Source organism: Shewanella sp. BJSY2023SW007, from assembly GCF_047314525.1.
GTDB lineage: Bacteria > Pseudomonadota > Gammaproteobacteria > Enterobacterales > Shewanellaceae > Shewanella > Shewanella chilikensis.
Map to the genome: position 1 here is coordinate 47,737 of NZ_JBKORL010000100.1, position 23,329 is coordinate 71,065.

Sequence of the window (23,329 nt, forward strand, 5' to 3'; positions counted from 1 at the left end):
ATTGTCAGGGCTTTTTCTTGGAGGCGAATGCCCGCTCTGTGGTAGAATTCGCCGCCTTGAGATCAGGGGAGAAACAGATGCGTATTGCGTTGGGTATCGAATATGACGGCAGCGGCTATTATGGTTGGCAGCGCCAGGCCGAAGTGGATTCAGTTCAGGGGCAGTTGGAGCGGGCCTTATCCATGGTCGCCAATGAGCCGATAGCACTGCAATGCGCCGGTCGCACCGATGCCGGGGTACACGCCACCGGGCAAGTGGTGCATTTTGATACTTCTGCCGTGCGTAAAGAAGGCGCCTGGACCCTGGGCGTCAATGCCAATCTGCCGGACAATATCGCGGTGCGCTGGGCCAAAGAGGTGGATGACAGTTTTCATGCCCGCTTTTCGGCAACCGCTCGCCGCTACAGGTATATCATCTACAACCACAATTTCCGTCCCGGCATTTTGCGTGGTGGCGTCAGCCATTATCACGGCGACCTAAACGAGCAGAAGATGCATCAGGCGGCTCAGTATCTGCTGGGCGAGCGCGACTTCACCAGTTTCAGGGCGATCCAATGCCAGTCGCGCACCCCGTTTCGTAATGTGCACAGAGTCAGTGTGACCCGCCAGGGCATGTATGTGATAGTGGATATCGAAGCCAATGCTTTTTTGCATCACATGGTACGCAATATTGTCGGCTCGCTGCTGGAAGTGGGACTTGGCAATCAGCCGCTGGATTGGCTGGGACAGTTGCTGGAGCTCAAAGACAGAACCAAGGCTGCTCCTACGGCCAAACCCAATGGCCTCTATCTGGTGCATGTCAGCTATCCTGAGCAATATCAACTGCCCAAGTTGGCCATGGGCCCCCTGTTTATGCCGGACTGAAACCGTTAGCATGCTGTTGCCGCCACGCTTTTGCTTGCGGCAACATCAAGATTTAAGGGAAGAATCAAATGTCGCAATCATCCGCTCATCTGCATCCGTTACCGGGAGCCGACGCTCCTCTGTCTGTTTGGCTGGACTACCTGTTGGCCATTCATCCGACCGAAATCGATATGGGGCTTGAGCGGGTTACCCAAGTTGCCAACAGGCTCGGGGCGCTGTCATTGGGCAGCACCAAGGTGATCACAGTTGCCGGTACCAATGGCAAGGGCAGCACCTGCCGTATGCTGGAGCAGATCATGCGCGCGGCGGGCTATCGGGTCGGGGTTTACAGCTCGCCCCATATCATCAATTACAATGAGCGGGTGCGGATAGACGACGTCGATGCGCCCGATAGCGACTTTATCTCGGCCTTTGAAACCATAGAAGCGGCCAGGGGCGACACCTCGCTGACCTTCTTTGAATATGCCACGCTGGCCGGATTACTGCTGTTCAAGCAGGCCAAGCTGGATCTGGTTATTCTGGAAGTGGGCCTGGGAGGCAGGCTGGATGCCACCAATATCATAGATGCCGATGTCAGTGTGGTAACCGCCATAGATCTTGATCATCAGGCGTATCTTGGTGACACCCGGGAGCTGGTTGGCCGTGAGAAAGCCGGCATCTTCCGTAAGAACCGCCCGGCGATAGTGGGCGATGCCGAGATGCCTGCCAGCGTAGTTGATGTTGCCAATGAAAAGGGCGCCTTACTCAAGGCGGTGGGGCAGGCATTTTCTTACAGCCAAACCCGCATAGGCTGGGATTTTCGAGGTGAGCACTGGCAGTTTGAGGGCTTACCCAGGCCGCAATTACCTCTGCCCAATGCCGCCACCAGCTTGGCCGCGCTTGAACAACTCTGGCCTGAACTTTCCGAGGAGGCGATTCGCTCAGGGCTCGCCAGTGCCAGGCTCAGCGGCAGAATGGAGCATATCTGCGAGGCGCCGCTGATTATTTTGGATGTGGCGCACAATCCCCACGCGGCCCGCTATCTGGCGCAAAGGCTGGATGAACTGCAGGCCAAGGGGCGAGTCTATGGCGTTTGCGGTATGCTCAAGGACAAGGATATCGAAGGCGTGATGGACGCGCTGGCGCCTAGCATAGACAGCTGGTTGTTGGTGACGCTGCATAATGAGCGTGGTGCCGATGCCGGCCGTTTGCGAAAGGCCCTGCCGGATGGCTGTGACGCCCGGGAATTTGAACAGATGCAAGATTGCTGGCAATACCTCAAACCCAAACTCGGCGCCGAAGATGTGGTAATTGTCTTTGGCTCCTTTTACACTGTTTCGGGCTTTAAAGCGCTTATCTAAGGAAGGTGCGAACAAATCCCATGTGTGCTCTGCGTCGGCTTACGGGTCTGGATGCAAGGCGTGGTTCGCAGCAAATGGCCTTAGTCCTTTGCAAGAAGCACAACACAGCAGGCAGGCCAGTAAGCCACGCCCTTCGGGGCTTTCACAGCAACCGGCTCTCTGCGTTATCCGACTTCGACAGGCCCCGGCATGCCTTCAGTCAGATGCCTTGAACGCCAATTGCTGTGCAAGCCAGAGTGCCACGAGGACTTATTCGCACCTTCCCTTATTGACTGGAAGGAAGATATTTTGTCGACTCAGTTTCATAACCGTCTGGTAGGTACCGTAGTATTGGTCGCCTTGGGGGTGATCTTTTTACCTGACATTCTCGATGGCAAGAAAGAGCGCCAGCAGGAGCAGTTCACTGAAATTCCGCTGCGGCCGGATACCGAATCGCAATTGGCGGAGCCGGGAGAGTTTGAAACCCTGGATGTCGCTGAGACTCTGGACTTGGCACAGGAGACAGACGAGCCTCAGGTTGAAGTCGAACCGGCGGCGCCCGAGGTGAAGGCTACCGAAAACAGTGTTTCCAACACCGCCCAATCCAAGCCTCAGGAGGTCAAAAAGACTCCCGAACCCAAGGCTAAACCCAGTGATGCAGCCTGGACTTTACAGCTCGGCGCCTTCAGTAATGCGGCCAATGTCAAAGCCCTGGTAGCCAAATTGCGCAAGGCCGGATTCAGCGCCTATACCTTGCCGGACAAGCCTGTGGACGGCAAATTGACCCGGGTATTTGTCGGTCCGGATGTCTCCAGTGATCGCATTAAACAGCAACAGAAGAAGGTTGAAGAGTTGACCAAACTCAAGGGTAAAGTGGTTCGCTATAACCCACAGGAAAGATGACAGTTTGCCCCGAGTCGGCAAGCAATTATTTACGCCCCGGGGGTGAGAATGCTTGCCTTCTCTGGTAGAATCCCGCCGACTTAAATCTTCACCGGATACTTCTACCCATGGTTTGGATAGATTACGCCATTATCATAGTTATCGGATTATCGACCCTTATCAGTCTGATCCGTGGTTTTGCCAAAGAAGCCATGTCGCTGGTGGTTTGGTTCGCCGCCTTTTTCATCGCCAGCCAGTTTTATCAGGACCTTGCCGTTCATATCACCCAAATTAATGATGAGGTGCTGCGAAACGGGGTTGCCATCGCCATCTTGTTTGTAGTCACCCTGATTGTGGGGGCCTTGGTGAACTATTTGATAGGCCAGTTGGTCTCCAAGACAGGGCTCTCGGGAACGGACAGAATTCTTGGCCTGTGTTTCGGTGCGCTGCGCGGTGCATTGATAGTCAGTGCCATACTCTTTTTTATGGATGCCTTTACCGGCGCGCCCAAAACCGATTGGTGGCAGGGTTCGCAACTGGTGCCCGAATTCGGGGTGGTTATCCAGTGGTTTTTTGACTACTTGGAAAATACCTCAAGCTTTGTACCCAAAATATAAAAAATACAATTATCAGAACATCTTACAATGAGGAAGCTTACCCATGTGTGGTATCGTCGGAATCGTTGGCCGCTCAGCGGTCAATCAGACCATCTATGATGCACTGACAGTGCTTCAACACCGTGGCCAGGATGCTGCAGGCATAGTGACTATCGATCAGAATGCCTTTCGCCTGCGTAAGGCCAATGGTCTGGTCAAGGACGTATTTGAACCCAAACATATGCAGCGGCTGCAGGGCAATGCGGGCATAGGTCATGTGCGTTATCCTACCGCCGGCAGCTCCAGTGCCTCTGAAGCCCAACCGTTTTATGTGAACTCTCCTTTCGGGATCTCTCTGGCGCACAACGGCAACCTGACCAACACACTGCAACTGGCCGAAGGGCTGCGCAACAAGCGCCGCCATGTGAACACCACTTCCGACTCTGAAGTGCTGCTCAACCTGTTGGCCGATGAGCTGGACAAGACCGACAGCCTGACCTTGAGCCCGGATGAAGTGTTCGATGCCGTCTCCCGGGTGCACGCCGATACCCGTGGTGCCTACGCCGTGGTGGCCATGATTATTGGTCAGGGCCTGGTGGCATTTCGCGATCCTTTCGGTATTCGCCCTCTGGTGCTCGGCAAGCATGAGACAGCCGCTGGTACCGAGTATATGGTGGCCTCAGAGAGCGTGGCACTGGATGCGGTTGGTTTTGAAGTGATGCGCGATGTGGCTCCCGGCGAAGCCGTGTATATCACCACGGAAGGTGAGCTGTTTACCCGTCAGTGCGCCGAAGCGCCCAGCTATGCCCCCTGTATCTTCGAATTCGTTTACTTTGCCCGTCCGGACTCCACCATAGACAAGGTGTCAGTCTATGCCAGCCGGGTCAACATGGGCGCCAAGCTGGGTGAGAAGATCCGCAAGGAATGGTATGACCATGATATCGATGTGGTGATCCCTATTCCGGAAACCTCCTGTGATATCGCTCTTGAAATTGCCCGTGGCATGGATCTGCCTTACCGTCAGGGATTCGTGAAGAACCGCTATATCGGCCGTACCTTCATTATGCCGGGGCAGCAGGAGCGCAAGAAGTCGGTCAGACGCAAGCTCAATGCCATCAGCGCCGAGTTTAAGGATAAGAATGTGCTGCTGGTGGACGACTCCATAGTGCGTGGTACCACTTCCGAGCAGATCATCGAGATGGCCCGTGAAGCCGGCGCCAAGAAGGTGTATTTCGCCTCGGCTGCACCCGAGATCCGCTTTCCCAACGTCTACGGCATAGACATGCCAACCTCCAATGAGCTGATTGCCCATGGCCGTGATGCCGATGAAATCGCCCGTATCATTGGCGCAGATGGCATCATTTTCCAGGATCTGAACGACCTAGTGGAAGCTGTTCGGATGGAAAACCCGGATATCAAGCGCTTCGAAACCTCAGTGTTTGATGGCCACTACATCACCAAGGATGTGGATCAGGCCTATCTGGATCATCTGACCCAGTTGCGTAACGACGATGCCAAGGCCAACCGCAACAAGGATATAGGTACCAACCTGGAGCTGCATAACGTCTGCCATCCTTGATAATCTCTGATAAAGCCAACCCTTGAGGTTGGCTTTTTTCTGTGCCAGTCAGTATGCTGAGCCTCGACTCTTGATGGTGCAGGGAGAGAAGCACAATGGATAAGTACCGGGAAACCGTAGCAACCTTTGACAAAATGGCGCTTACCTACCGGGATAAGTTTGCCGGCAACGATTGTTATGACTCGGCCCATAACCGATTTGCCTCTTTGCTGAAGCAGTATCAGGCCTGTGCCGGACGGCGCCTGCGGTTATTGGATATCGGTTGTGGCCCAGGGCATGTCAGCGGCATGTTGGCAAAAAGGGTGCCTGAGCTCGAGATAGTGGGTATAGATGCGGCGCCGGCCATGGTGGCACTTGCCGGTGAATTGTTACCCGAGGGACGTTTTTATCGGCTGGATAGCCGCGAGCTTGGTCGTCTTTCGTCGCTGCTTGAAGCTGATGCCGTGCAGGCTATCGCACCCCTCGATGTGTCTGAAAGTGCAGCAACGCCCCTAAGCCTTGGTGTTTCTGATGGCTTTAATACCCTTGATGACTTTAATGCCCTTGATGGCTTAGACACGCCAGAGGGTTTTGATGCAATACTTCTGCTCTTCGTCACGCCCTATCTTGAACGTCAGGATGTGATTGCCTTACTGCAAGATTGCCGTGCGCTACTGAATGACGGCGGGCTCCTGTATCTGGCCTCCATGGAGGATGACTATCAAGAGTCCGGCTATCAAAGCTCCAGCGCCGGAGACAGGGTTTTTATCCACTATTATCCCGAAGTGTTTTTTGTCAGTGAGTTGGCCGCGGCCGGGTTTGAGCTCATCGACAGCCTGCGTAAACCCTATCTGGAGCAGGGCGAGGTTAATGCCACAGATCTGTTTCTCTACGCCAAAGTCGTGTAAAAACAAAGGCACTTCAGAGGCTGATAGCGCCTGTTCTTTTCAGGTAAAGCGTTTGTTTTACAAGTTAATTTTTATTCGTTAGAGAGCTGTCTTACGAATAAACTCCAGCAGGCGGTTATTGGCGGGCATGGCATGGTCCTGATAAAGCTCAAGCCCCTGGGCTGCAGCCAGCATCAGGATCCACTCCTGATCGCGAATGCCGCTTTGCGGATCGCGCTGCCTTAACATGGCATCGAACACCCGGTTGGAGTCGCTGCTGTAATCGCCTCGGTAGTTGAAGGGGCCATAGAGGCAGAAACGGCCGCCGCTTTGCAATACTCTGCCTATACCGGCAAACATCGCCTCCACCATGGGCTGACTCATGATATGCGCAGTATTGGCGCTATAGATGGCATCCGGCGCCGGCTCAGTTGCCGCCTGCGGCCAGGGTGAACATACCTCCAGAGTGATCACCTCGGCCAGGTTACTCGCCGGGAGTTTGGCATGCCAAGCGCGGATCCCATCCAGATACTGGGGCTGATCGCTGCATTGCCACACCAGGTGCGGCAACTCTGGGGCAAAGTAGACCGAGTGCTGACCGGTACCACTGCCGATCTCCAATACCCTGCGGCAGCCTGAGAATGCCTGTTTGAGTATTTTGAGTATCGGCTCGCGGTTGTTTTCACAGGCTTGGGAGAAGAGCGCGGGTATCGAAGACATAAAAGATTTCCTGCAATCTTGCCGTCGTGACGGCTGAGTGAGTCTGGTGTTTTATCGTACCTACTTTATAACATTGCCAGAGGTTTAGACTAATCTTGCGTAGAACATAAAAAAGCGCCCCTGAGGGCGCTTGGGTTGTTTTCAGTCTCAATCGACAGCCTTATTGGGCAGGCTTGAGATCTATGCGGTAAACAGCAAAGCCCAGCTCATCGGTACTCAGCTTGGTCATGGTCCTTTGTTGGTTGGCCTGGATGAAGTTAGCGGCCTTATCACTGTCTTGAGTGACAAAGCGGATATCCAGAGCAACATCCGTATCTATATTCCTGAAGTCCCAGTTGTAGTCGGCTGTGGGGTTGACCATGGCGTCATACTTGCCGGTTTCAGGATTGTATTTGGACTGCTCTGTGATGTAAGCCGCCAGAGCTTCACGGTTGGTGTCCGGCAGTTCCAGTACCACGTGCTCGCTGCCGGTGCCGGCAAACTTTCCGCCAAAGGCGCGGTAGTTGTTGGAGGCGACGATAAATTCCTTGGCCGCCAGGTTTTCACCGGTATAGACAGTGCCTTCGCTGTCGGTGAAGGCCAGATCTATAATCCGCGAAGCATCGGCATTGACCAGAGCACAATCGGCGTCAAATTTGCTCGGTTGAGTCACGTCTATCTTGTAGGTCACGCCATCGATAACATCAAAGTTATAGGTGGGGTGGTTATAGTTCACCAGCTCCTGCGGCTCAGTGCTGGCAGGATCTATCTGGTTGAACTGGTTGGCCGAACACTCGAGCCAGTCTTTCAGCTCAGCGCCGTTTAGCTTAACCGCCACCATAGTGTTGGGGTAGAGATAGAGATCGGCGGCGTTCTTGAAGGTCAGCGGCCCTTTGTCCACCATCACATACTGATCGGCATCACTGGTGGTGCTATGGCGGCCACCGGCCTTGAACGGCGCGGCTGCAGAGAGCACCGGCAATGACTTGAGCGCTTCCGGCAGCTTGGCCTTGACGTTGGCTATCTGGGCGTCGGAGACAATCTGCACCGTCGGGTCGTCCTGCACCAGCGTCAGGAAACTGAACATGTCGGCGGCGGCGACCCCGATTGGCTGCTCGACAAAGGCCATAGTGCCTTGGTGTTCCAGCTCAACCGCGTCGTGAATATCCTTGTCGGCATCCACCAGAGGCGTTTTGTTGGTGCCGTCATAGATGGGGCGGGCCTCGGTGCGGGCTGAGAGCACTGTCCACTTGCCGTCTTTACGTTGCAGTTTGAAGTCGACCAGGCCCATGTTGTCGCCCCAGCGTCCCGGCATCACGGCGGGGACACCGTTGAGCAGGCCTTTTTCCACATCTGTGTTGGGCAAGTCGCCATAGCGGGCATCGGGGAAGATGGAGTGGCTGTGGCCGAACATGATGGCATCAATGCCGTCGACATAGGTGAGGGCATAGGTGGCATTTTCGGCATCAGGATCGCCGGGGTTTTCGGTGGAGCCAATGCCTGAGTGTGGAATGGCGATAATGATATCGGCGCCTTCAGCCTTCATTTGCGGCACAAATTTCTTGGCGCTCTCCACTATGCTCTCGGCACGTACCTTGCCGGTGAGGTTCTGCTTGTCCCACAGCATAATTTGCGGAGGCACAAAACCTATATAACCAATCTTGAGCTTGTGACTGTTGCCGTCAGTGTCCTTAACCTCGGTTTCCTTGATGAGGTAAGGGGTAAACAGGTTGTCGCCTTTCTTGATTCCCTTCCAGCAATCATCGGCATCACAATAGACGTTGGCGTTGACATAGGGGAACTGGGCGCCGGCGAGGGATTTTTCCAGAAAATCCAGGCCGTAGTTAAATTCGTGGTTGCCTATGTTACCCACGGCATAATCAAGCAGGTTCATTGCCTTGTAAGCGGGGTGCACTTCACCATCGGCTATGCCTACCTTGGCCATATAGTCGCCCATGGGGCTGCCCTGCAGCAGATCGCCGTTATCGACCAATACAGTGTTGGTGACTTCTTTGCGGGCGGCATGGATCAGGCTGGCGGTACGGGCCAGACCTATAGTGGGGTCTTCCTTGCCGCTGTAATAGTTGTAATCCATGATGTTGGTGTGCAGATCTGTGGTTTCCAATACCCGCAGATCTACGCTGACCGTTGATTCATCATTGTCGTCGCTGTTACAGGCACTGAGACCCAGTGCGGCGGCAATCGCCAATGTGATTAATGTTTTGGTTTGCATTGTTTACTACTCTTGTTTTTTATTATTGACCCCGGGAGATTTCCCGCCATCACCTTGTTAACCTGCTGTTAATCATATGATTAGTCAGGTTAGGCGAGGCGCAGTATAGCTAAAGGCGAAGACATTTATGTGACATTGGACGGTAAAAAACAGTGACATTTTGTGACATCGAGCAGGCTGGTGCCACCCGATGCTGTGGCAGGCGCACACTTTTCTTGTCCAACAGATATGCTTGAGCTATCGGCTGGACGCGTGCGCATTCATATCGAATTGACGGTAAGTAAGCAGAATTTCTTACAGTTAAGTCATTGTCCAAAGAGCGGAAGAGTTGTTAAGGTAATGGCGGGAATCAACAGGGCTGTTGCCCCGCCGAGACGGGTGTCCCGGGTATTTAATCATAACTAAGCAATAGCCTGCCGTTAATGGAGTCAAGATGCGTAAGACATTAATCGCCACCGCCATAGGCGCTGCACTGGTGCTGAGTGCCTGTGCCGAACAGCAAACCAAAGAAACCGTCAGCAATACCCCGGCCAAAGAAGCGAGTCAAAGTATGCCAGAGGCAAAAAGCGCTGAGCAAACCGCAAGCAATGTGCTGCTCAGCCCAAGTCCGCTGCAGTATCATGCGCCGCAGTTCGACAAGATAAAGACAGCAGACTATCTGCCGGCCTTTGAAGCCGGGCTCAAGGAACACAAGCAGCAGATCGCCAGCATAATCAACGACAGCGAAGCCGCTTCGTTTGATAACACTATAGTGGCTATGGAAAAGAGCGGCGCTCTTCTCAACCGCACAACAAGAGTGTTTTTCAGTATGGTGAGCTTGCTTTCCAATGATGAGCTTCAAGCCATTCAAGGGGAAATCGTTCCCAAGCTCACCGAGCACAGCGACAATATTTTCCTCAATCCCAAGTTGTTTGCCCGGGTTGAAGCCGTCTACCACCATAAAGATAGCCTGAGCGCTCAAGATCAGCGCCTGGTGGACTTCTATTACAATCAATTCGTCCGTGCCGGTGCCAAATTGAGCGAAGCCGACAAAACCCAAATGCGTGAACTCAACGGTGAGCTGGCCACATTGTCGACTGAGTTTTCGCAAAACATTCTTAAGTCGTTCAAGGATGATGTGATCCTGGTGACCGATAAGGCGCAGCTCAAAGGTTTGAGTGAGGATGAAATAGGCGCCCTGGCCAACGCCGCCAAGGAAGCGGGGAAAGAGGGCTACCTGATAAGCCTGGTGAACACCACCCGTCAGCCATTGCTGTCGAGCCTGGAAGACAGAGGTCTGAGAGAGAAAATTTGGCAGACTTCGGCCAATCGCGCCATGGCCAGCAATGGTCCTATCGTACTCAAGCAGGCACAGTTGCGTGCCGAAAAGGCCAAACTGCTGGGTTATGAAACCTGGGCTGACTATGTACTGGCCGATCAGATGGCCGCTAATCCGGATGCGGTATTTGCCATTTTGGATGACCTGGCACCTAAGGCCGTTGCCAAGGCTAAGGCTGAAGGCAAGGATATCCAGGCGCAAATCAAGGCTAGTGGTGCCGACTTTGAGCTGCAGCCATGGGACTGGGCCTTCTATGCCGAGCAGGTTCGCAAAGCCAAATACGATCTGGATGAGAGCCAGATCAAGCCCTACTTCGAATTCAATACAGTGCTGAATGACGGCATGTTCTACGCCATGCAGAAGTTCTACGGCATCACAATGAAAGAGCGTAAGGATCTGCCGGTATGGCAGGAGGATGTCCGCGCCTGGGAAGTATTCAACGAAGACGGCAGCTCCATCGGGCTTTTCTATCTGGACCCTTACGCCAGAGTGGGCAAGAGCGGTGGCGCCTGGATGGATGAGTTGGTGACCCAGAGTTTCCTTTTGGATAACAAACCTGTGGTCTATAACGCGCTCAATATTCCCAAACCGGCCGAAGGTCAGCCTACGCTGATGACCTTTGATGAAGTGACCACCATGTTCCATGAGTTTGGTCACGGCATTCACGGTTTGTTCTCGCAGGTGAAATACCCAAGCCTTGCAGGCACTGCTACCCCGAGGGACTTTGTTGAGTTCCCATCCCAGGCCAACGAGGATTGGGCCATAGATCCGGATGTTTTGGCTCACTATGCCAAGCACTACAAAACCGGCGAGCCGATTCCGCAAGCCTTGCTGGAAAAGGTACGTGCAGCGGCCAGCTTCAACCAGGGTTATGACACGGTAGAGTACCTGGCCGCGGCGCTGCTTGATATGGAGTGGCATTCCTTAAAGGCCGGTGAACAAGTGGCGGACGTTAAATCATTCGAAGCCAAGGCCCGCGCCAAGCACGGCCTGGATTACGCGCCTGTGTTACCGCGTTACCAGTCGACTTATTTCAGCCATGTATTCGGTGGCGGCTACTCGGCCGGATATTATGCTTACCTGTGGACCGAAGTGTTCGCTGCCGACGCCTTTGCCCATACCATGGCTGAAGGTGGCCTCAAACGAGCCAATGGTGACAGGTATCGTCAGGCAATTCTCTCCAAGGGGAACAGTGAGGATCTGATGCAGGACTACATCCAGTTCCGCGGCCAGAAACCCACAGTGGATGCGCTGCTCAAGCGCCGAGGCCTGGTAGACTGAAACCTTTGATAACACCCGCCAAATGGCGGGTGTTTTTTATACCTCAGATAAGATGATAAAAGCTATGGAAGCTATTCGTTATCCCATCAAGGGCAGTTGCCAGTGTGGCGCTGTCAGTTATCGCTTGTTGGCGCCGCCGCAGATGGTGGTGGCCTGCCACTGCAAGGAATGCCAGAAGCTGTCCACCAGCGCTTTCAGCATCACGGCGATTGTCAGAGCCGAAGATATAGAATTCATTGGCGAACTGAGCCATTGGCAGCGTGGTTCGGCCAGTGGCAATATCAGCGCCGCCAAGTTTTGTGGTCGCTGTGGCAATCGTATCTATCACTACAACCCGGCTGAGCCGCAGAGTATCAAACTCAAGCCCAGTAACCTGGAAGATACCCGTATCATTCAGCCGAGTGCCCATGCCTGGGTCAGTGAAAAGCAGGACTGGTTTGTTATCCCACCCGGAGTCAAGCAATACGCCGGTCAGCCTTGAGAAAGCCCAGCCCTGAAAAAGGCCAGCCTTGATAAAGAACTAAAAAAGCCGTTCACTGAGTGAACGGCTTTTTGATTGCGCTGCTGGACATTGCTAATCCGGCAAGCGTTTATTCCGCCAGCAGGCCGCGACTGCGCAGCAGTGGCTCAATGGCGGCTTCCTGACCACGGAACGCCTTGTAAAGCGCCATAGGATCTTCACTGCCACCGCGCTCAAGGATGTTACTGCGAAAAGCCTTGGCGGTGGCCGGGTCAAAAATACCGTTTTCCTTGAAGGCCTCAAAGGCATCTGCGCCGAGAATATCAGACCAGATATAGGAGTAATAACCGGCTGAATATCCTCCGGAGAAGATGTGGCTGAAGTAGGTGGAGCGATAGCGCGGCGCTATCTCAGGGATCAGCCCCATCTTGCTCAGCGATTGCTGCTCGAAGGCGGCCGCATCCTGAGGTTCGGTAACGCTGCTGCTGTGCCAGTCCAGATCCAGCTTGGTGGCTGCCATGTATTCCACCGTGGCGAAACCCTGGTTGAACTTGCTGGCGGCGCGGATCTTGTCTACCAAACTCTGTGGGATCACCTCACCGGTTTGATAGTGCTTGGCAAAATGCGCCAGCACATCCGGTTGAGTCATCCAGTTTTCCATCACCTGTGACGGGAACTCCACATAGTCGCGGGGCACGGAAGTGCCGGACTGGGAACGATACTCCACCTTGGACAGCAAGGCGTGCAGCGCATGGCCGAATTCATGGAACAGGGTACCGGCTTCATCGAAGGTCAGCAGCGTCGGCTCATCGCCACTGGGGCGAGGGTAATTGAGTACGTTGACTATGATGGGCTGCTCGTTGACGCCATCGACCACCGCCTGGCGGCGATAGGCATTGGACCAGGCGCCGCCGCGTTTGCTGTCACGCACATAGTAATCGCCAAAGAAGATACCGATAACGCTGCCGTCTTTATCTTTCACCTCGAAGGTGCGTACATCCGGGTGATACTTGGGCAGATCGTCACGCTCGGTGACACTGATGCCATAGAGGCGGTTGGCGGTGTAGAACACACCCTTGAGGGTGTTTTCCAGCGAGAAGTATGGCTTGGTCTGCTGTTCGTTGAAGCTGTACTTGGCGACACGTATCTTGTCGGCATAGTACCACCAGTCCCAGGCGGCCAGTTTGAAGTCCTTGCCTTCACTGTCGATAAGCTTTTGCATCTCGGCCTTTTCGGCTTCGGCCTGGGCCAGGGCGGCGGGCCAAATTTTATCCAGCAGGGCGTAGACATTTTCCGGAGTCTTGGCAGTACGCTCTTCCAGCACATAGTGGGCGTGGCTCGGATAGCCCAGAAGCTGGGCTCGTTTGGCTCTAAGAGCCGCCAACTCTGCCAGCACCTTCTTGTTGTCGTGTGCGTTGTCGTTGTTACCGCGCTCGATATAACCCTTGTAGAGTTTTTCTCTCAGCTCACGGTTATCGGCATAGGTCAAAAACGGGGTGACGGAGGGGCGTTGGGTGGTAAATACCCACTTGCCGGAATGGCCGCGCTTGATGGCCGCCTGGGCGGCAACGTCAATCACATCCTGCGGCAGACCGGCCAGATCGGCCTGCTTGTCTATCACAAGTTCAAAGTCGTTGGTTTCTGCCAGCACATTGTCGCCGAACTCCAGGCTCAGCTTGCCAATCGCTTCATTGAGCTTTCTAAGCTCCGCCTTACCGGTGTCATCCAGGTTGGCACCGCCGCGGCTGAAGCGTTTGTAGGTGTCTTCGAGCAGTTTCTGCTGCGCCGGGTTAAGTACCAGCTGATCTTTTTGCTGATAGACAGCCTTGACCCGCTGAAACAGGGCGTTGTTCAGGTAAATATCATCGCGACTGGAAGACAACAGCGGGGATACTTCCTTGGAGATCTTCTGCAGCTCGGCGGAGGTGTCGGCGCTGGTGAGGTTATAAAACACTCCTGACACCTTGGTCAACAAGGCGCCACTGCGCTCCATGGCTTCTATGGTGTTGGCAAAGTCAGCGGCGGCCGGATTATCTATGATGGCTTGAATCTCTGCCTTGCGCTCGGCAATCCCTTGTTTGAAGGCCGGCAGGTAATGCTCGGACTCGATGCGATCAAAGGCGGGGATTTCAAGGTAAGTATTCCAGGGCTGGAAGAAAGGGTTGTCCCGGGTTTGTTCGGCCTTGGCTGCGGCTGGGTTTGTGCCTGTGCCATTCTGGAGCGCAGGCGCTTGGGTTTGGGCAGATGTGTCGCTCTGGGATACAGGCTGGTTGTCGCAGGCGCTCAGTGTCAGCGCCAATCCCAGGGCCAGAGCCACTGGAGAGAGGGTCATTCCCTTCATTGTTATTCCTCTATGCTGGTGTTTATCTCCCGTATGGCGCGGCGAGCCGCGCCGAAGCCGTCCTTATTAACATGGCGTATTGAAAAAGGCCAATTTTGTCCTGTTTAGTTTGTAACAAAACTTAGCGAATGCAGTATCGAAACTGTATCTGTGGCACACTCTCAGGCCTTTGATAATAAAAGATAACAAAAGCCACCCTGCCATGATGATTAGAACAGTTTCCCGTTTATCCCTGTCGCTGTCCCTGTGCTTGTTCGCTCCTTTTGTAAGCGCAGAGAGCGGCCTTACTGCTCAGACTTCAAGCCAGACTTCAAGCCAGACTTCAAGCGTAAGTGCTGCCCAAGGTACAGAGTCTGTATTGAGTAAAGTCTCGCCACTGTCGAAAACCTTGGCCCAGTACAGCCTTGACCGCTATGGCAGCGAGATGGAACAAAGCCTCGCCGAGTTGGTGCGCTTCAATACCGAGGCTATCCCAGGGTTGACGCCCGACACCAATCCGGAATTCATCGGCTTCAAGCAGGCGCTCAAGACCCAAGCGGAGCTGTTGGGGCTGGATTATGCCGATCACGGTTATGTGCTTTTGATAGGCCTTGGCGAAGACAGGGGCGGCGGCGCTAACAAGCTTGGCATCATTACCCACGGGGATGTGCAACCGGCCAATTCAACCCTTTGGCACCAGAGTCCCTATCAACTGGATACTCAATCGCAACCGGGCAAGCTGATAGGCCGCGGCACCGAAGATGATAAGGGGCCGATAGTCACCGCCATGTACGCCATGAAGGCGCTCAAGGACAAGTCGGTAAAACTGAATCGCCGCATTGAACTCATGGTATATCTGGCCGAGGAGTCGGACTGGCAGCCGCTGAAAGTGTTTCTCAAGGACTATCAAGCGGCCGATATGAATATCACCATAGACGCCGAATATCCTGTAGTCACCGCCGAGAAGGGCTGGAGTCAGATAAAACTCACGATACCTGAACCCAAAGTAAAGGCGCCTAATTTCGATAAACCGCAGCTGCAGCATTTCAGCGGTGGCTCCTTTGCCAGTCAGATCCCCCAGCAGGCCTTGGCCCTGATCCGCGGAGCCGACAGCGCCATGGTCAGCCGTTTGCAACGCGCCGCAGAGTCCCAGCAGGGGATGCGCTATGATTTTACCCTGGATTTCGACAGCCTGGAGATCGCCGCCAACGGTAAATCGGCCCATTCCTCAACCCCTGAAGATGGTGTCAATGCCGTGACTCATCTGGCTGCGCTGTTGGAGTCTGAGACATTCGCACCGAGCCAGTCGGCATTAACCCTGGCATTTATCAATGAAATGATAGGCTTGGACCTCTATGCCGAGCGCTTTGGCGAGCTGGGCTATAGCGATGATTTTATGGGACCTATGTCGCTGGCGCCGACTGTGGTGGAGTGGGGGCAGGGGGGGACCAGCATTACGCTTAACCTAAGGCGCCCCATAGGCAAGAGCCCGGAAACCTTGGATAAACAGCTGTCCGCGGCGCTGGTCGGTTGGCAGCAATCCCAAGGCGTGACTCTGGTCGATGTCAGCAGCTATTGGGGCGAGCCCAAAGTGATGGATAAGGCGCCGCATCTGCAAACCCTGCTCAATGTGTTTGCCGAGTTTACCGGTATTACCGACCCTAAACCTGTTGCTATTGGCGGCTCCACCAACAGTAAACTGTTCCCCAATGCCCTCAGTTTTGGTCCGGCCATGCCGGGTGTCGAGTATACAGGCCACAGTGAACATGAGTTCATCACCCGCGAGCAGTTGCAGCTGAACCTTAAGATGTACACTGCCGCCATGGTGGAGTTGGCGGTAAACCCGGGAGCTAAGCTGCCCAGGTAATCGCTGCCGAGATAATTGCTTTCGAGTAAGGTACAGCCATGCGGACTGGGAGTGGCGCCATCATCACAGGGCGGTGCCTTATATTCTTAAACCGGGCCCAGCTCCAAGCAGGGCACTTGTTCCAAAGCCTGATCCCAAGCGGCGCGCGTCTGACAAAAAATGTGCGCCTGGGGAGTCAGCCCCGGCTCATCGTCCAGGCTGCCTGCGGGTATTTGCAGCAGCTTGCCACCTTTGACCGCTTTGGGCAGCGCAGAGCCGCAAATGGCGCAAAAGTGGCGGCTGTGGCGGGTACCGGGCAGGGTAAACGCAGTAATGGCGTCCTGGCCACTGAGCCAGGTTAACTCGGCGCTGTCTGAAAACAGATTGGCACTGTGGGCCGAACCTGAATCCTTGCGGCAACGACTGCAGTGACACAAAAAGAATTGCTGCAGCTCAGCGCTGATTTCAAAACGAACCTTGCCGCAAAGGCAACTGCCTCGATACTGCTTCATGCTCCCTCCTGGGTGTTGATAAGTTATTGTCTTTCTCGCCCCGTCCGAAATTTTGGCTGCTCCTTCCTGCCACATTGCTCAAGGAATAAGCAAATGAGTTCATTCTAATAGCGTCGCTCGGGACAGGGCAAATGCTATTGGCGCTTTAGGAGGCGATTGCGTGCCTGTACTGGATGGTGTTACCCAACAGGAATCTTCATTTTACTCTTTGATAATATATTTGAGCTGTGATTGGGTGTCAGGCTTTATTACTCAGCACGATTTTCTGTTTTGTACTAACAATGCTCGCGATAAGGCGCAAACTCAGACAGCAGCCAATCGATAAACAGCGCCGATTTACGTGGCAGGCTGCTGGACTTGGGGGTCAATAGATAATAACTGTAGGGGCTGACAAAGGGCGCTTCAAAGGGGATCACCAGAGTGCCGGCCTTGAGTTGATCTTCGATAAAGAAACGCGGGATCAGCGCCGCTCCCATGCCGCTGGCGGCGGCCTGACTCAGCATATAGAAATGCTCGACGCCAAATTTCTGCTCTGTGGTCAGTGTAATTCCCAGTTGCCTGGCCCAGTAAGGCCAAAGCTCAGGGCGGGTGGTGTGCTTCAGCAGCGTCACCTGGTTGATATCTTCCAGTTGCTTTAGCTTGGGAGCCAGTAGCGGTGAGCACACCAGGCACAGCTCTTCATTCATCAGTTTGATCACATTCACTCCCTGAGGTTCACTGGTGGCGGAGCGAATGGCGATGTCGTAGCGGCCGCTGGCAAAGTCGACGGCGAAGTCGCCTATGGTGAGATCCACATACAATTGTGGGAAACGTGACTTAAATTCCTCCATTCTCGGGATCAACCAGTTGATGGTCAGGCTGGGTAATACATTGATGGCCAGGGTCTGCGCCTTGAGACTTTGACGTTTCAACTCGGCGGTGGCATTGGCCAGGGTCTGCAGTGCCGCCTGCACCTGCGGCAGGTATTGTCGCCCCTCATCTGTGAGCGCCAGTTGCCTGTGTTGGCGCACAAACAGGCTGAATCCCAGGAAGTTCTCGAGTAGGCGCACCTGTTTGCTGATGGCACCGTGGGTCACATACAACTCCTGCGCCGCCAGGGTGATGCTTTGTAGCCTTGCCGCTGCCTCGAATGAACGCAGGGCATTGAGAGGCGGTAATTCCTGAAACATATTTTCTCCGCTGTTTAGTGTGAGAAAATCTCACGTGAAAGCGAGAATAACTCCTTTGCCTTTTGCGGGCAAACTGCGTCTAATAGCAATCCTTCAACTCTGTATTCGACAACATAAAAATGGCATTTGAACTCACTCTGCAATTGGCTACGGTTCTGTTTTTGGTCGCCTTGGTGGCGGGCTTTATTGACTCTATCGCCGGTGGCGGTGGCCTGTTGACTATTCCGGCGCTTATGTGGGCCGGACTGCCTCCGGCGGCGGCGCTCGGCACCAACAAGCTACAGGCCTGTGGCGGCAGTTTCTTCGCCAGCCTCTACTTTGTGCGTAAGGGAATGGTGAATTTGGGTGAGATGAAACTGGCAATTGGTTGTGCCTTTGTCGGCGCCTCAGTCGGTACGATTCTGGTTCAGTTGATAGATGCCAGCGTGCTGGAGTTGATGCTGCCGTTTCTTATTTTGGCTATTGGTTGTTACTTCCTGTTTTCCAAGAAAATTACTGAAGATGACCGCGCCAGGGTTCTGACCCCTGGGGTATTTGCCTTTACCGCCGCACTCGGGGTAGGCCTGTATGACGGCTTTTTCGGCCCCGGCACCGGCAGCTTTTTTGCCCTGGCGTTTGTGTCCTTGGCAGGTTTCGGCCTGGCCAAGGCGACGGCTCATGCCAAGGTACTGAATTTTTCCACCAATATTGCCTCGCTCATCTTTTTTGCCCTTGGCGGCAAGGTGGTGTGGCTGCTGGGATTGGTGATGCTGGCAGGGCAGGCCGCCGGGGCGACTCTGGGTTCACGTCTGGTTATCACCAAGGGCAGCAAGATCATCAAGCCGCTGGTGGTGGTCATGTCGCTGGTCATGAGCCTCAAGCTGCTGGCCGATCAATATCAGTGGAGTTTTTAAACCCAAATAAGACAGACGGCTGAGTGCTAAGCACTCAGCCGCAGAACCTTGGCAGGCGCATATACTATTGCATTGATTTTGCATACCATAAGGCTCACGTATCCGTCTGCAATCTTAGCGCCCAATGAAATTTATCCATACCTCGGACTGGCATATCGGTCGGCAACTGCACAACGAGTCGTTGCTGGATGAGCAAGCTCATATGCTTGAGCAAATAGTGGCGCTTGCCGCTGAGCATCAGGTCGATGCCCTGGTGGTCGCCGGTGACATATATGACCGCTCGATCCCGCCCGCCAGTGCGGTTGCCCTGCTGGATAAGTTCCTCAATACCCTGCTCAATGAGCATCAAATTCCTGTGCTCATGATAGCCGGCAATCACGACGGTCAGGAGCGGCTGGGGTTTGCGGCGCGGCAAATGGCCGCCAGTGGCCTTTATATTAGCGGCCCGCTGCAAGCGCAAGTTAATCCGCTTATCCTCAAAGGCTGTGACGGCGATGCCTGTTTCTATCCCATTCCCTATGCCGAGCCGGCGCAGGTACGGCATGTGCTGGAGGTGGATGCCAGCAGTCACCAGCAGGCGATGGCCTGCTTGCTGGAGCAGGTTCAGGCGCACGATAGCCAAGGCTTGCCCAAGGTCGTGGTGGCCCACTGCTTCCTCGATGGCGGCAGTGAGTCTGAATCCGAGCGGCCCTTGAGTATCGGCGGCGCCGATAAAATCGACCCTGCACTCTTTCGCGGCTTTGACTACGCGGCGCTCGGGCATCTGCATGGCCCGCAATATAAGGGCGCCGAGCACGTGCGCTACTCGGGCTCGCCGCTGAAATACTCTTTCAGTGAACACAAACAGAAAAAATCCGTGACCCTGGTGGAGCTGAGCGCAGGACATACCCCAAAAATCACCCTGCTAGCGCTAAAACCCAGGCGGGATGTGAGGGTGATTGAAGGCCTGCTCGATGAGCTGCTGCAACAGGGCGAAAAAGATCCGGGGCGAGAGGACTACCTGATGGTGCGTCTGCTCGATACCCAGGCGCTGCTGGATCCCATGGGCAAGCTGCGCGGCGTCTATCCCAATGTGCTGCATCTGGAACGCACGGGCCTGATGTCCCGGCAGCAGGGGCAGGAGATTGGCCGCGACAGAATCAAAAAAGGCGAGCTCGACATGTTCAGCGATTTTTTCAGTCAGGTACAGGGTGAGGCCATGACAGAGGCGCAGCAGCAGACCATGAGCCGTTTGATTGAAGAGTTGCACAGGGAGCAGGAACAATGAGGCCACTGATTTTGGAAATGCGCGCCTTCGGCCCCTTCGCCGATTGTCAGCACATCGACTTTACCGAGCTGGGCGACAAGCCGCTGTTTCTGATCAATGGCCCCACTGGGGCAGGCAAGACCACGATTCTGGATGCCATCTGTTTTGCCCTGTACGGCAAGACCACAGGTAACGAGCGTGAAGGCAGCCAGATGCGCTGTGATAATGCCGATGACGGTCTGCTCACCGAAGTGTATTTCAGTTTTGAATTGGGGCAAAAACGCTACAGCATTCGCCGCTGCCCCGAGCAGCAAAGAGCTAAAAGCCGCGGCGAGGGTTTTACCCTGCAAAAGAGCGAGGCGGAACTCAAGCGGCTGTTGCCCGATGGCACCGAAGAGTTGCTGGTGGCCAGTAAGGTCACGGATGCCAACGCCTGCATCGAAGAGTTGACTGGCCTGGATGTGGATCAGTTTCGCCAGGTGATGGTGCTGCCTCAGGGCAAGTTCCGCGAGCTTTTGCTGGCCGACTCCAAAGAGCGGGAAAAGATCTTCAGCCAGCTGTTTCAAACCCATATCTACCGCCGCATTGAAGAGCGCCTCAAACAACAGGCGCTGGAAATCAAGGCAAAGGCCAGAGATTTGCAATCACGCCGCGCCGGGATTTTGGAAACTGCCGGTGTCGAGAGTCTCGAGCAGTTGACCGCAGAAATTGCTGCTTTAACCCCCTCTTTGACCGAAGCGACAGGTAACAAACAAAAGGCCAGCGAAGCCTTGGCCCAGAGTGTCAAGACGCTCGATAACGCCAAGGCGTTAACCGCCGAGTTTGAGCGCCGCAAGCTGCTGCAAACCCAGCTTGATGCGCTTGAGCAGCGGCGCACTGAAATCGAGCTGCACCAGCAGACATTGGAGAAAGCCCGCAAGGCTGAAAAGTTGCTGCCAAGCCTCAAAGAGTTGCAGTTTCGCCAGCAGGAGTGGCAGCAGGCTAAAGCCAAGGAAGCTGACTATGCCAAGCAGTTGCAGAGCGCTGAGCAGCGTCTGAAACAGGCTACAGATGATAAGGCTACACTCGCCGAGTTGGATGAGCACGCTAATAAGCTGCGACGGGAGCTTGAACAACTCGACAAGCTGCAGCCGGCTATTAACGAGCTCAAGCAACTGACCGAGGAGCATGAGCTTGGCCTAGTGGAGTTTGGGCGTCTTGAGCGGGCAGAGCAGCAGAGTCGCACTGAGCTGGAACAATGGCAGCAGCAACAACAAAAGCTTAAATCAGAGGCGAACGAACTGTTCTCAAGCGCCGAGCGCCAAGGGCCGTTGCATCAGGCACTGGCGGCGTTGAACACTCGCCTGGAGAAGACGGAGCAGCTCGGGCACATTAAGCAAAAATGGCAGCAAGCCCAAGTCAGTCTGCAGCAGGCCGAGGCCCATGGTCATCAATGCAAGGCCGAAAGACAGAGCGCCGAAACGGAACATCAAAGGTTGCAACTGGCCTGGCATACAGGCCAGGCGGCTATTCTGGCGGCTAAGTTGCAGCCTGGGCAGCCTTGTCCCGTATGCGGCGGCTTGGAACATCCGGCACCGGCCGAGATGGCGCAGGATATTCCGGGTGAAACCGAGCTCAACCGAGCGAGAGACGCCGAGCAGCAAGCCACGGCAAGGCATGAGGCGGCCCGCAGCGATTATCGTCATATCAAGCGGCAAACCGAGGAGTTACAGCTCGAGCTGCAGCGCTTGAGTGCTGAGTTACAGGCCTTTATCGCCGCGGATTTTACGACAGATGTTAAGACAGAGGCTACGACAGAGGCTAAGGTTGACGCCGCTATGGATGGCGACTCCTATGCCAAAGCCGATCTCGCTAGCGAAATAGACAGGCTTGTGTCCCGTCGCAGGCAGCTGCTCAATGAATTGCAACAGGCCGAAGCGGCTCAAACCCGCCTCAATGATTGCAGGCAACAATTGCAGCAGGCCGAGCAGCAAGTGGAGCAGCGACTCAAGCACAGAGAGACTCAATTACAACAGTTGCAGCAGCTAAGAGAGCAGTTGGGTCTTACGGGAGCCCGTAAAGACGCAGCGCTTGCTGCTCTGCCCAATGAATATCATGCTCTGGCAGCCGAGGCGGCGCTTGAACTGATGGCGCGGCAACTTGAGCAAAAGCAGAGTGAGTGGCAACAGCTAAAACAGCGACAGCAAGATATCAATCAACAGTATACCGAGGCCGTCAGCCAGCATAAGGCGCTGATACAGGCCTTGACATCGGGCCGTGAAGACAGCGCCCGGGCCGAGCAGTTTGCCATCAAAGCGCAGCAAACGCTTGATGATGCCCTGAAGCAATCTGGATTTACTGATCGCCAAACCTTGGAACAGGCGCAGCTGGATGAAGCGCAGATGCAGGCATTGGCTGAGAAGATAGAAGTTTGGCGCACGCAGCGCTTTGAGCAGCAGGCGCTGCTCAAAGCCATGGATGAGCGGCTCGCCGGACAAAGCCTGCCTGAGCTTGGGCAGCTTGAAAACCTCTGGCAGCAACAGCAGCAGCAACTCGCCGAGGCGGAGTCTGCCTGGCAGACGCTCAACAACCGAATGCAGAGCCTTAAAGGCACAGAAGCCCAGCTTAATAAAGAAGCGCTAGCCGCTCAGGCGCTGGAGCAGGAATACGCCCTTATCGGCACTCTGAGTGATGTGGCCAATGGCAACAGCCATAGCAAGGTGAGTCTGCAGCGCTTTGTGCTCAGTGTCTTGCTCGATGATGTGCTGCTCGAAGCCAGTCGCCGTTTGGCGCTGATGAGCAAAGGCCGCTACCGCTTGCTGCGCAAAGAGGACAGGGCTAAGGGCAATAAGGCCTCTGGTCTGGAGCTTGAGGTGGAAGATGCATACAGCTCCAAGGTGCGTCCGGTGGCCACACTCAGCGGTGGTGAGAGCTTTATGGCGGCCTTGTCGCTGGCGCTGGGGCTCTCTGATGTGGTGCAGGCTTATGCCGGTGGTATCAAGCTCGATACCCTGTTTATCGATGAAGGTTTTGGCAGTTTGGATCAGGACTCTCTGGAACTGGCCGTCCGCACCCTGATGGACCTGCAATCCAGTGGCCGCATGATAGGGGTTATTTCCCATGTTTCCGAGATGAAAGAGCAGATAAGCTGCCGCATTGATATCAGCAAGCATGCACTGGGCAGCAGTATTCGTCTGGTTACAGCTTGATGCAAACGGGGCAAATTTGTCGGTCAAATCTTAAATCCACCCAGTAATCATGGGGTTTT

17 protein-coding genes are annotated in these 23,329 nt (G+C 54.6%); 12 read left to right on the forward strand and 5 right to left on the reverse strand.

Features of this window, described 5'->3' with window-relative positions; genetic code table 11:
* Positions 1 to 77 precede the first annotated feature (77 nt).
* From truA to ACMHXE_RS17730, 6 genes are all read left to right on the forward strand, one after another.
* A complete protein-coding gene (gene truA / locus ACMHXE_RS17705) occupies positions 78 to 863 on the forward strand; it encodes a tRNA pseudouridine(38-40) synthase TruA (RefSeq protein ID WP_144128584.1) in 786 nt (261 codons plus the stop codon).
* A 68-nt stretch (positions 864 to 931) separates the two neighbouring features.
* On the forward strand, positions 932 to 2,203 hold the full coding sequence (gene folC, locus ACMHXE_RS17710) for a bifunctional tetrahydrofolate synthase/dihydrofolate synthase (protein WP_413732938.1): 1,272 nt from the start codon (positions 932 to 934) through the stop codon (positions 2,201 to 2,203).
* Between the two features lie 288 nt (positions 2,204 to 2,491).
* A complete protein-coding gene (locus tag ACMHXE_RS17715) occupies positions 2,492 to 3,085 on the forward strand; it encodes an SPOR domain-containing protein (RefSeq protein ID WP_025889044.1) in 594 nt (197 codons plus the stop codon).
* A 107-nt stretch (positions 3,086 to 3,192) separates the two neighbouring features.
* Positions 3,193 to 3,681: a CvpA family protein gene (locus ACMHXE_RS17720; RefSeq protein WP_025010464.1), complete on the forward strand. Its 489-nt coding sequence runs from the start codon at positions 3,193 to 3,195 to the stop codon at positions 3,679 to 3,681.
* Between the two features lie 43 nt (positions 3,682 to 3,724).
* Positions 3,725 to 5,239, forward strand: coding sequence for an amidophosphoribosyltransferase (gene purF, locus ACMHXE_RS17725; protein ID WP_101056353.1), 1,515 nt, complete (start codon positions 3,725 to 3,727; stop codon positions 5,237 to 5,239).
* A gap of 95 nt (positions 5,240 to 5,334) precedes the next feature.
* On the forward strand, positions 5,335 to 6,126 hold the full coding sequence (locus ACMHXE_RS17730) for a class I SAM-dependent methyltransferase (protein WP_413732941.1): 792 nt from the start codon (positions 5,335 to 5,337) through the stop codon (positions 6,124 to 6,126).
* A gap of 78 nt (positions 6,127 to 6,204) precedes the next feature.
* Here the strand turns inward: ACMHXE_RS17730 and ACMHXE_RS17735 are convergent, their stop codons facing one another.
* A complete protein-coding gene (locus ACMHXE_RS17735; RefSeq protein ID WP_413732943.1) occupies positions 6,205 to 6,825 on the reverse strand; it encodes a DUF938 domain-containing protein in 621 nt (206 codons plus the stop codon).
* A 160-nt stretch (positions 6,826 to 6,985) separates the two neighbouring features.
* Positions 6,986 to 9,037, reverse strand: coding sequence for a bifunctional 2',3'-cyclic-nucleotide 2'-phosphodiesterase/3'-nucleotidase (locus ACMHXE_RS17740; RefSeq protein WP_226564863.1), 2,052 nt, complete (start codon positions 9,035 to 9,037; stop codon positions 6,986 to 6,988).
* Between the two features lie 433 nt (positions 9,038 to 9,470).
* Here ACMHXE_RS17740 and ACMHXE_RS17745 point away from each other — a divergent pair, with 433 nt between their 5' ends.
* Together ACMHXE_RS17745 and ACMHXE_RS17750 are read left to right on the forward strand one after the other, a co-directional pair.
* Entirely contained in the window at positions 9,471 to 11,636 is a 2,166-nt protein-coding gene (locus tag ACMHXE_RS17745; RefSeq protein WP_101056349.1) for a M3 family metallopeptidase, read from the forward strand.
* Positions 11,637 to 11,700: 64 nt separating this feature from the next.
* The gene (locus ACMHXE_RS17750) at positions 11,701 to 12,117 is read left to right on the forward strand and encodes a GFA family protein (RefSeq protein WP_165564939.1); all 417 of its coding nucleotides are present in this window, start codon (positions 11,701 to 11,703) and stop codon (positions 12,115 to 12,117) included.
* Positions 12,118 to 12,226: 109 nt separating this feature from the next.
* Here the strand turns inward: ACMHXE_RS17750 and ACMHXE_RS17755 are convergent, their stop codons facing one another.
* Complete coding sequence (locus tag ACMHXE_RS17755) at positions 12,227 to 14,437, reverse strand: M3 family metallopeptidase (protein ID WP_101055803.1); 2,211 nt, start codon at positions 14,435 to 14,437, stop codon at positions 12,227 to 12,229.
* Positions 14,438 to 14,639: 202 nt separating this feature from the next.
* Between ACMHXE_RS17755 and ACMHXE_RS17760 the strand changes: the two genes are divergently transcribed.
* Positions 14,640 to 16,283 (forward strand): dipeptidase, encoded by a 1,644-nt coding sequence (locus ACMHXE_RS17760; RefSeq protein ID WP_229839780.1) that lies wholly within the window; start codon positions 14,640 to 14,642, stop codon positions 16,281 to 16,283.
* A gap of 86 nt (positions 16,284 to 16,369) precedes the next feature.
* On the opposite strand, the gene ACMHXE_RS17765 is transcribed toward ACMHXE_RS17760, so the two are convergent.
* Together ACMHXE_RS17765 and gcvA are read right to left on the reverse strand one after the other, a co-directional pair.
* Complete coding sequence (locus tag ACMHXE_RS17765) at positions 16,370 to 16,774, reverse strand: GFA family protein (protein WP_101055804.1); 405 nt, start codon at positions 16,772 to 16,774, stop codon at positions 16,370 to 16,372.
* Between the two features lie 275 nt (positions 16,775 to 17,049).
* On the reverse strand, positions 17,050 to 17,943 hold the full coding sequence (gene gcvA / locus ACMHXE_RS17770; RefSeq protein WP_101055805.1) for a transcriptional regulator GcvA: 894 nt from the start codon (positions 17,941 to 17,943) through the stop codon (positions 17,050 to 17,052).
* 119 nt (positions 17,944 to 18,062) lie between these two features.
* On the opposite strand from gcvA, the gene ACMHXE_RS17775 reads away from it, so the two are divergent.
* From ACMHXE_RS17775 to ACMHXE_RS17785, 3 genes are all read left to right on the forward strand, one after another.
* The gene (locus tag ACMHXE_RS17775; protein ID WP_101055806.1) at positions 18,063 to 18,836 is read left to right on the forward strand and encodes a TSUP family transporter; all 774 of its coding nucleotides are present in this window, start codon (positions 18,063 to 18,065) and stop codon (positions 18,834 to 18,836) included.
* A 124-nt stretch (positions 18,837 to 18,960) separates the two neighbouring features.
* Entirely contained in the window at positions 18,961 to 20,103 is a 1,143-nt protein-coding gene (locus tag ACMHXE_RS17780; RefSeq protein ID WP_101055807.1) for an exonuclease SbcCD subunit D, read from the forward strand.
* Positions 20,100 to 23,270, forward strand: coding sequence for an AAA family ATPase (locus ACMHXE_RS17785; RefSeq protein WP_101055808.1), 3,171 nt, complete (start codon positions 20,100 to 20,102; stop codon positions 23,268 to 23,270). The genes ACMHXE_RS17780 and ACMHXE_RS17785 overlap by 4 nt, the downstream gene beginning before the upstream one ends.
* The last annotated feature ends 59 nt before the right edge of the window (positions 23,271 to 23,329 follow it).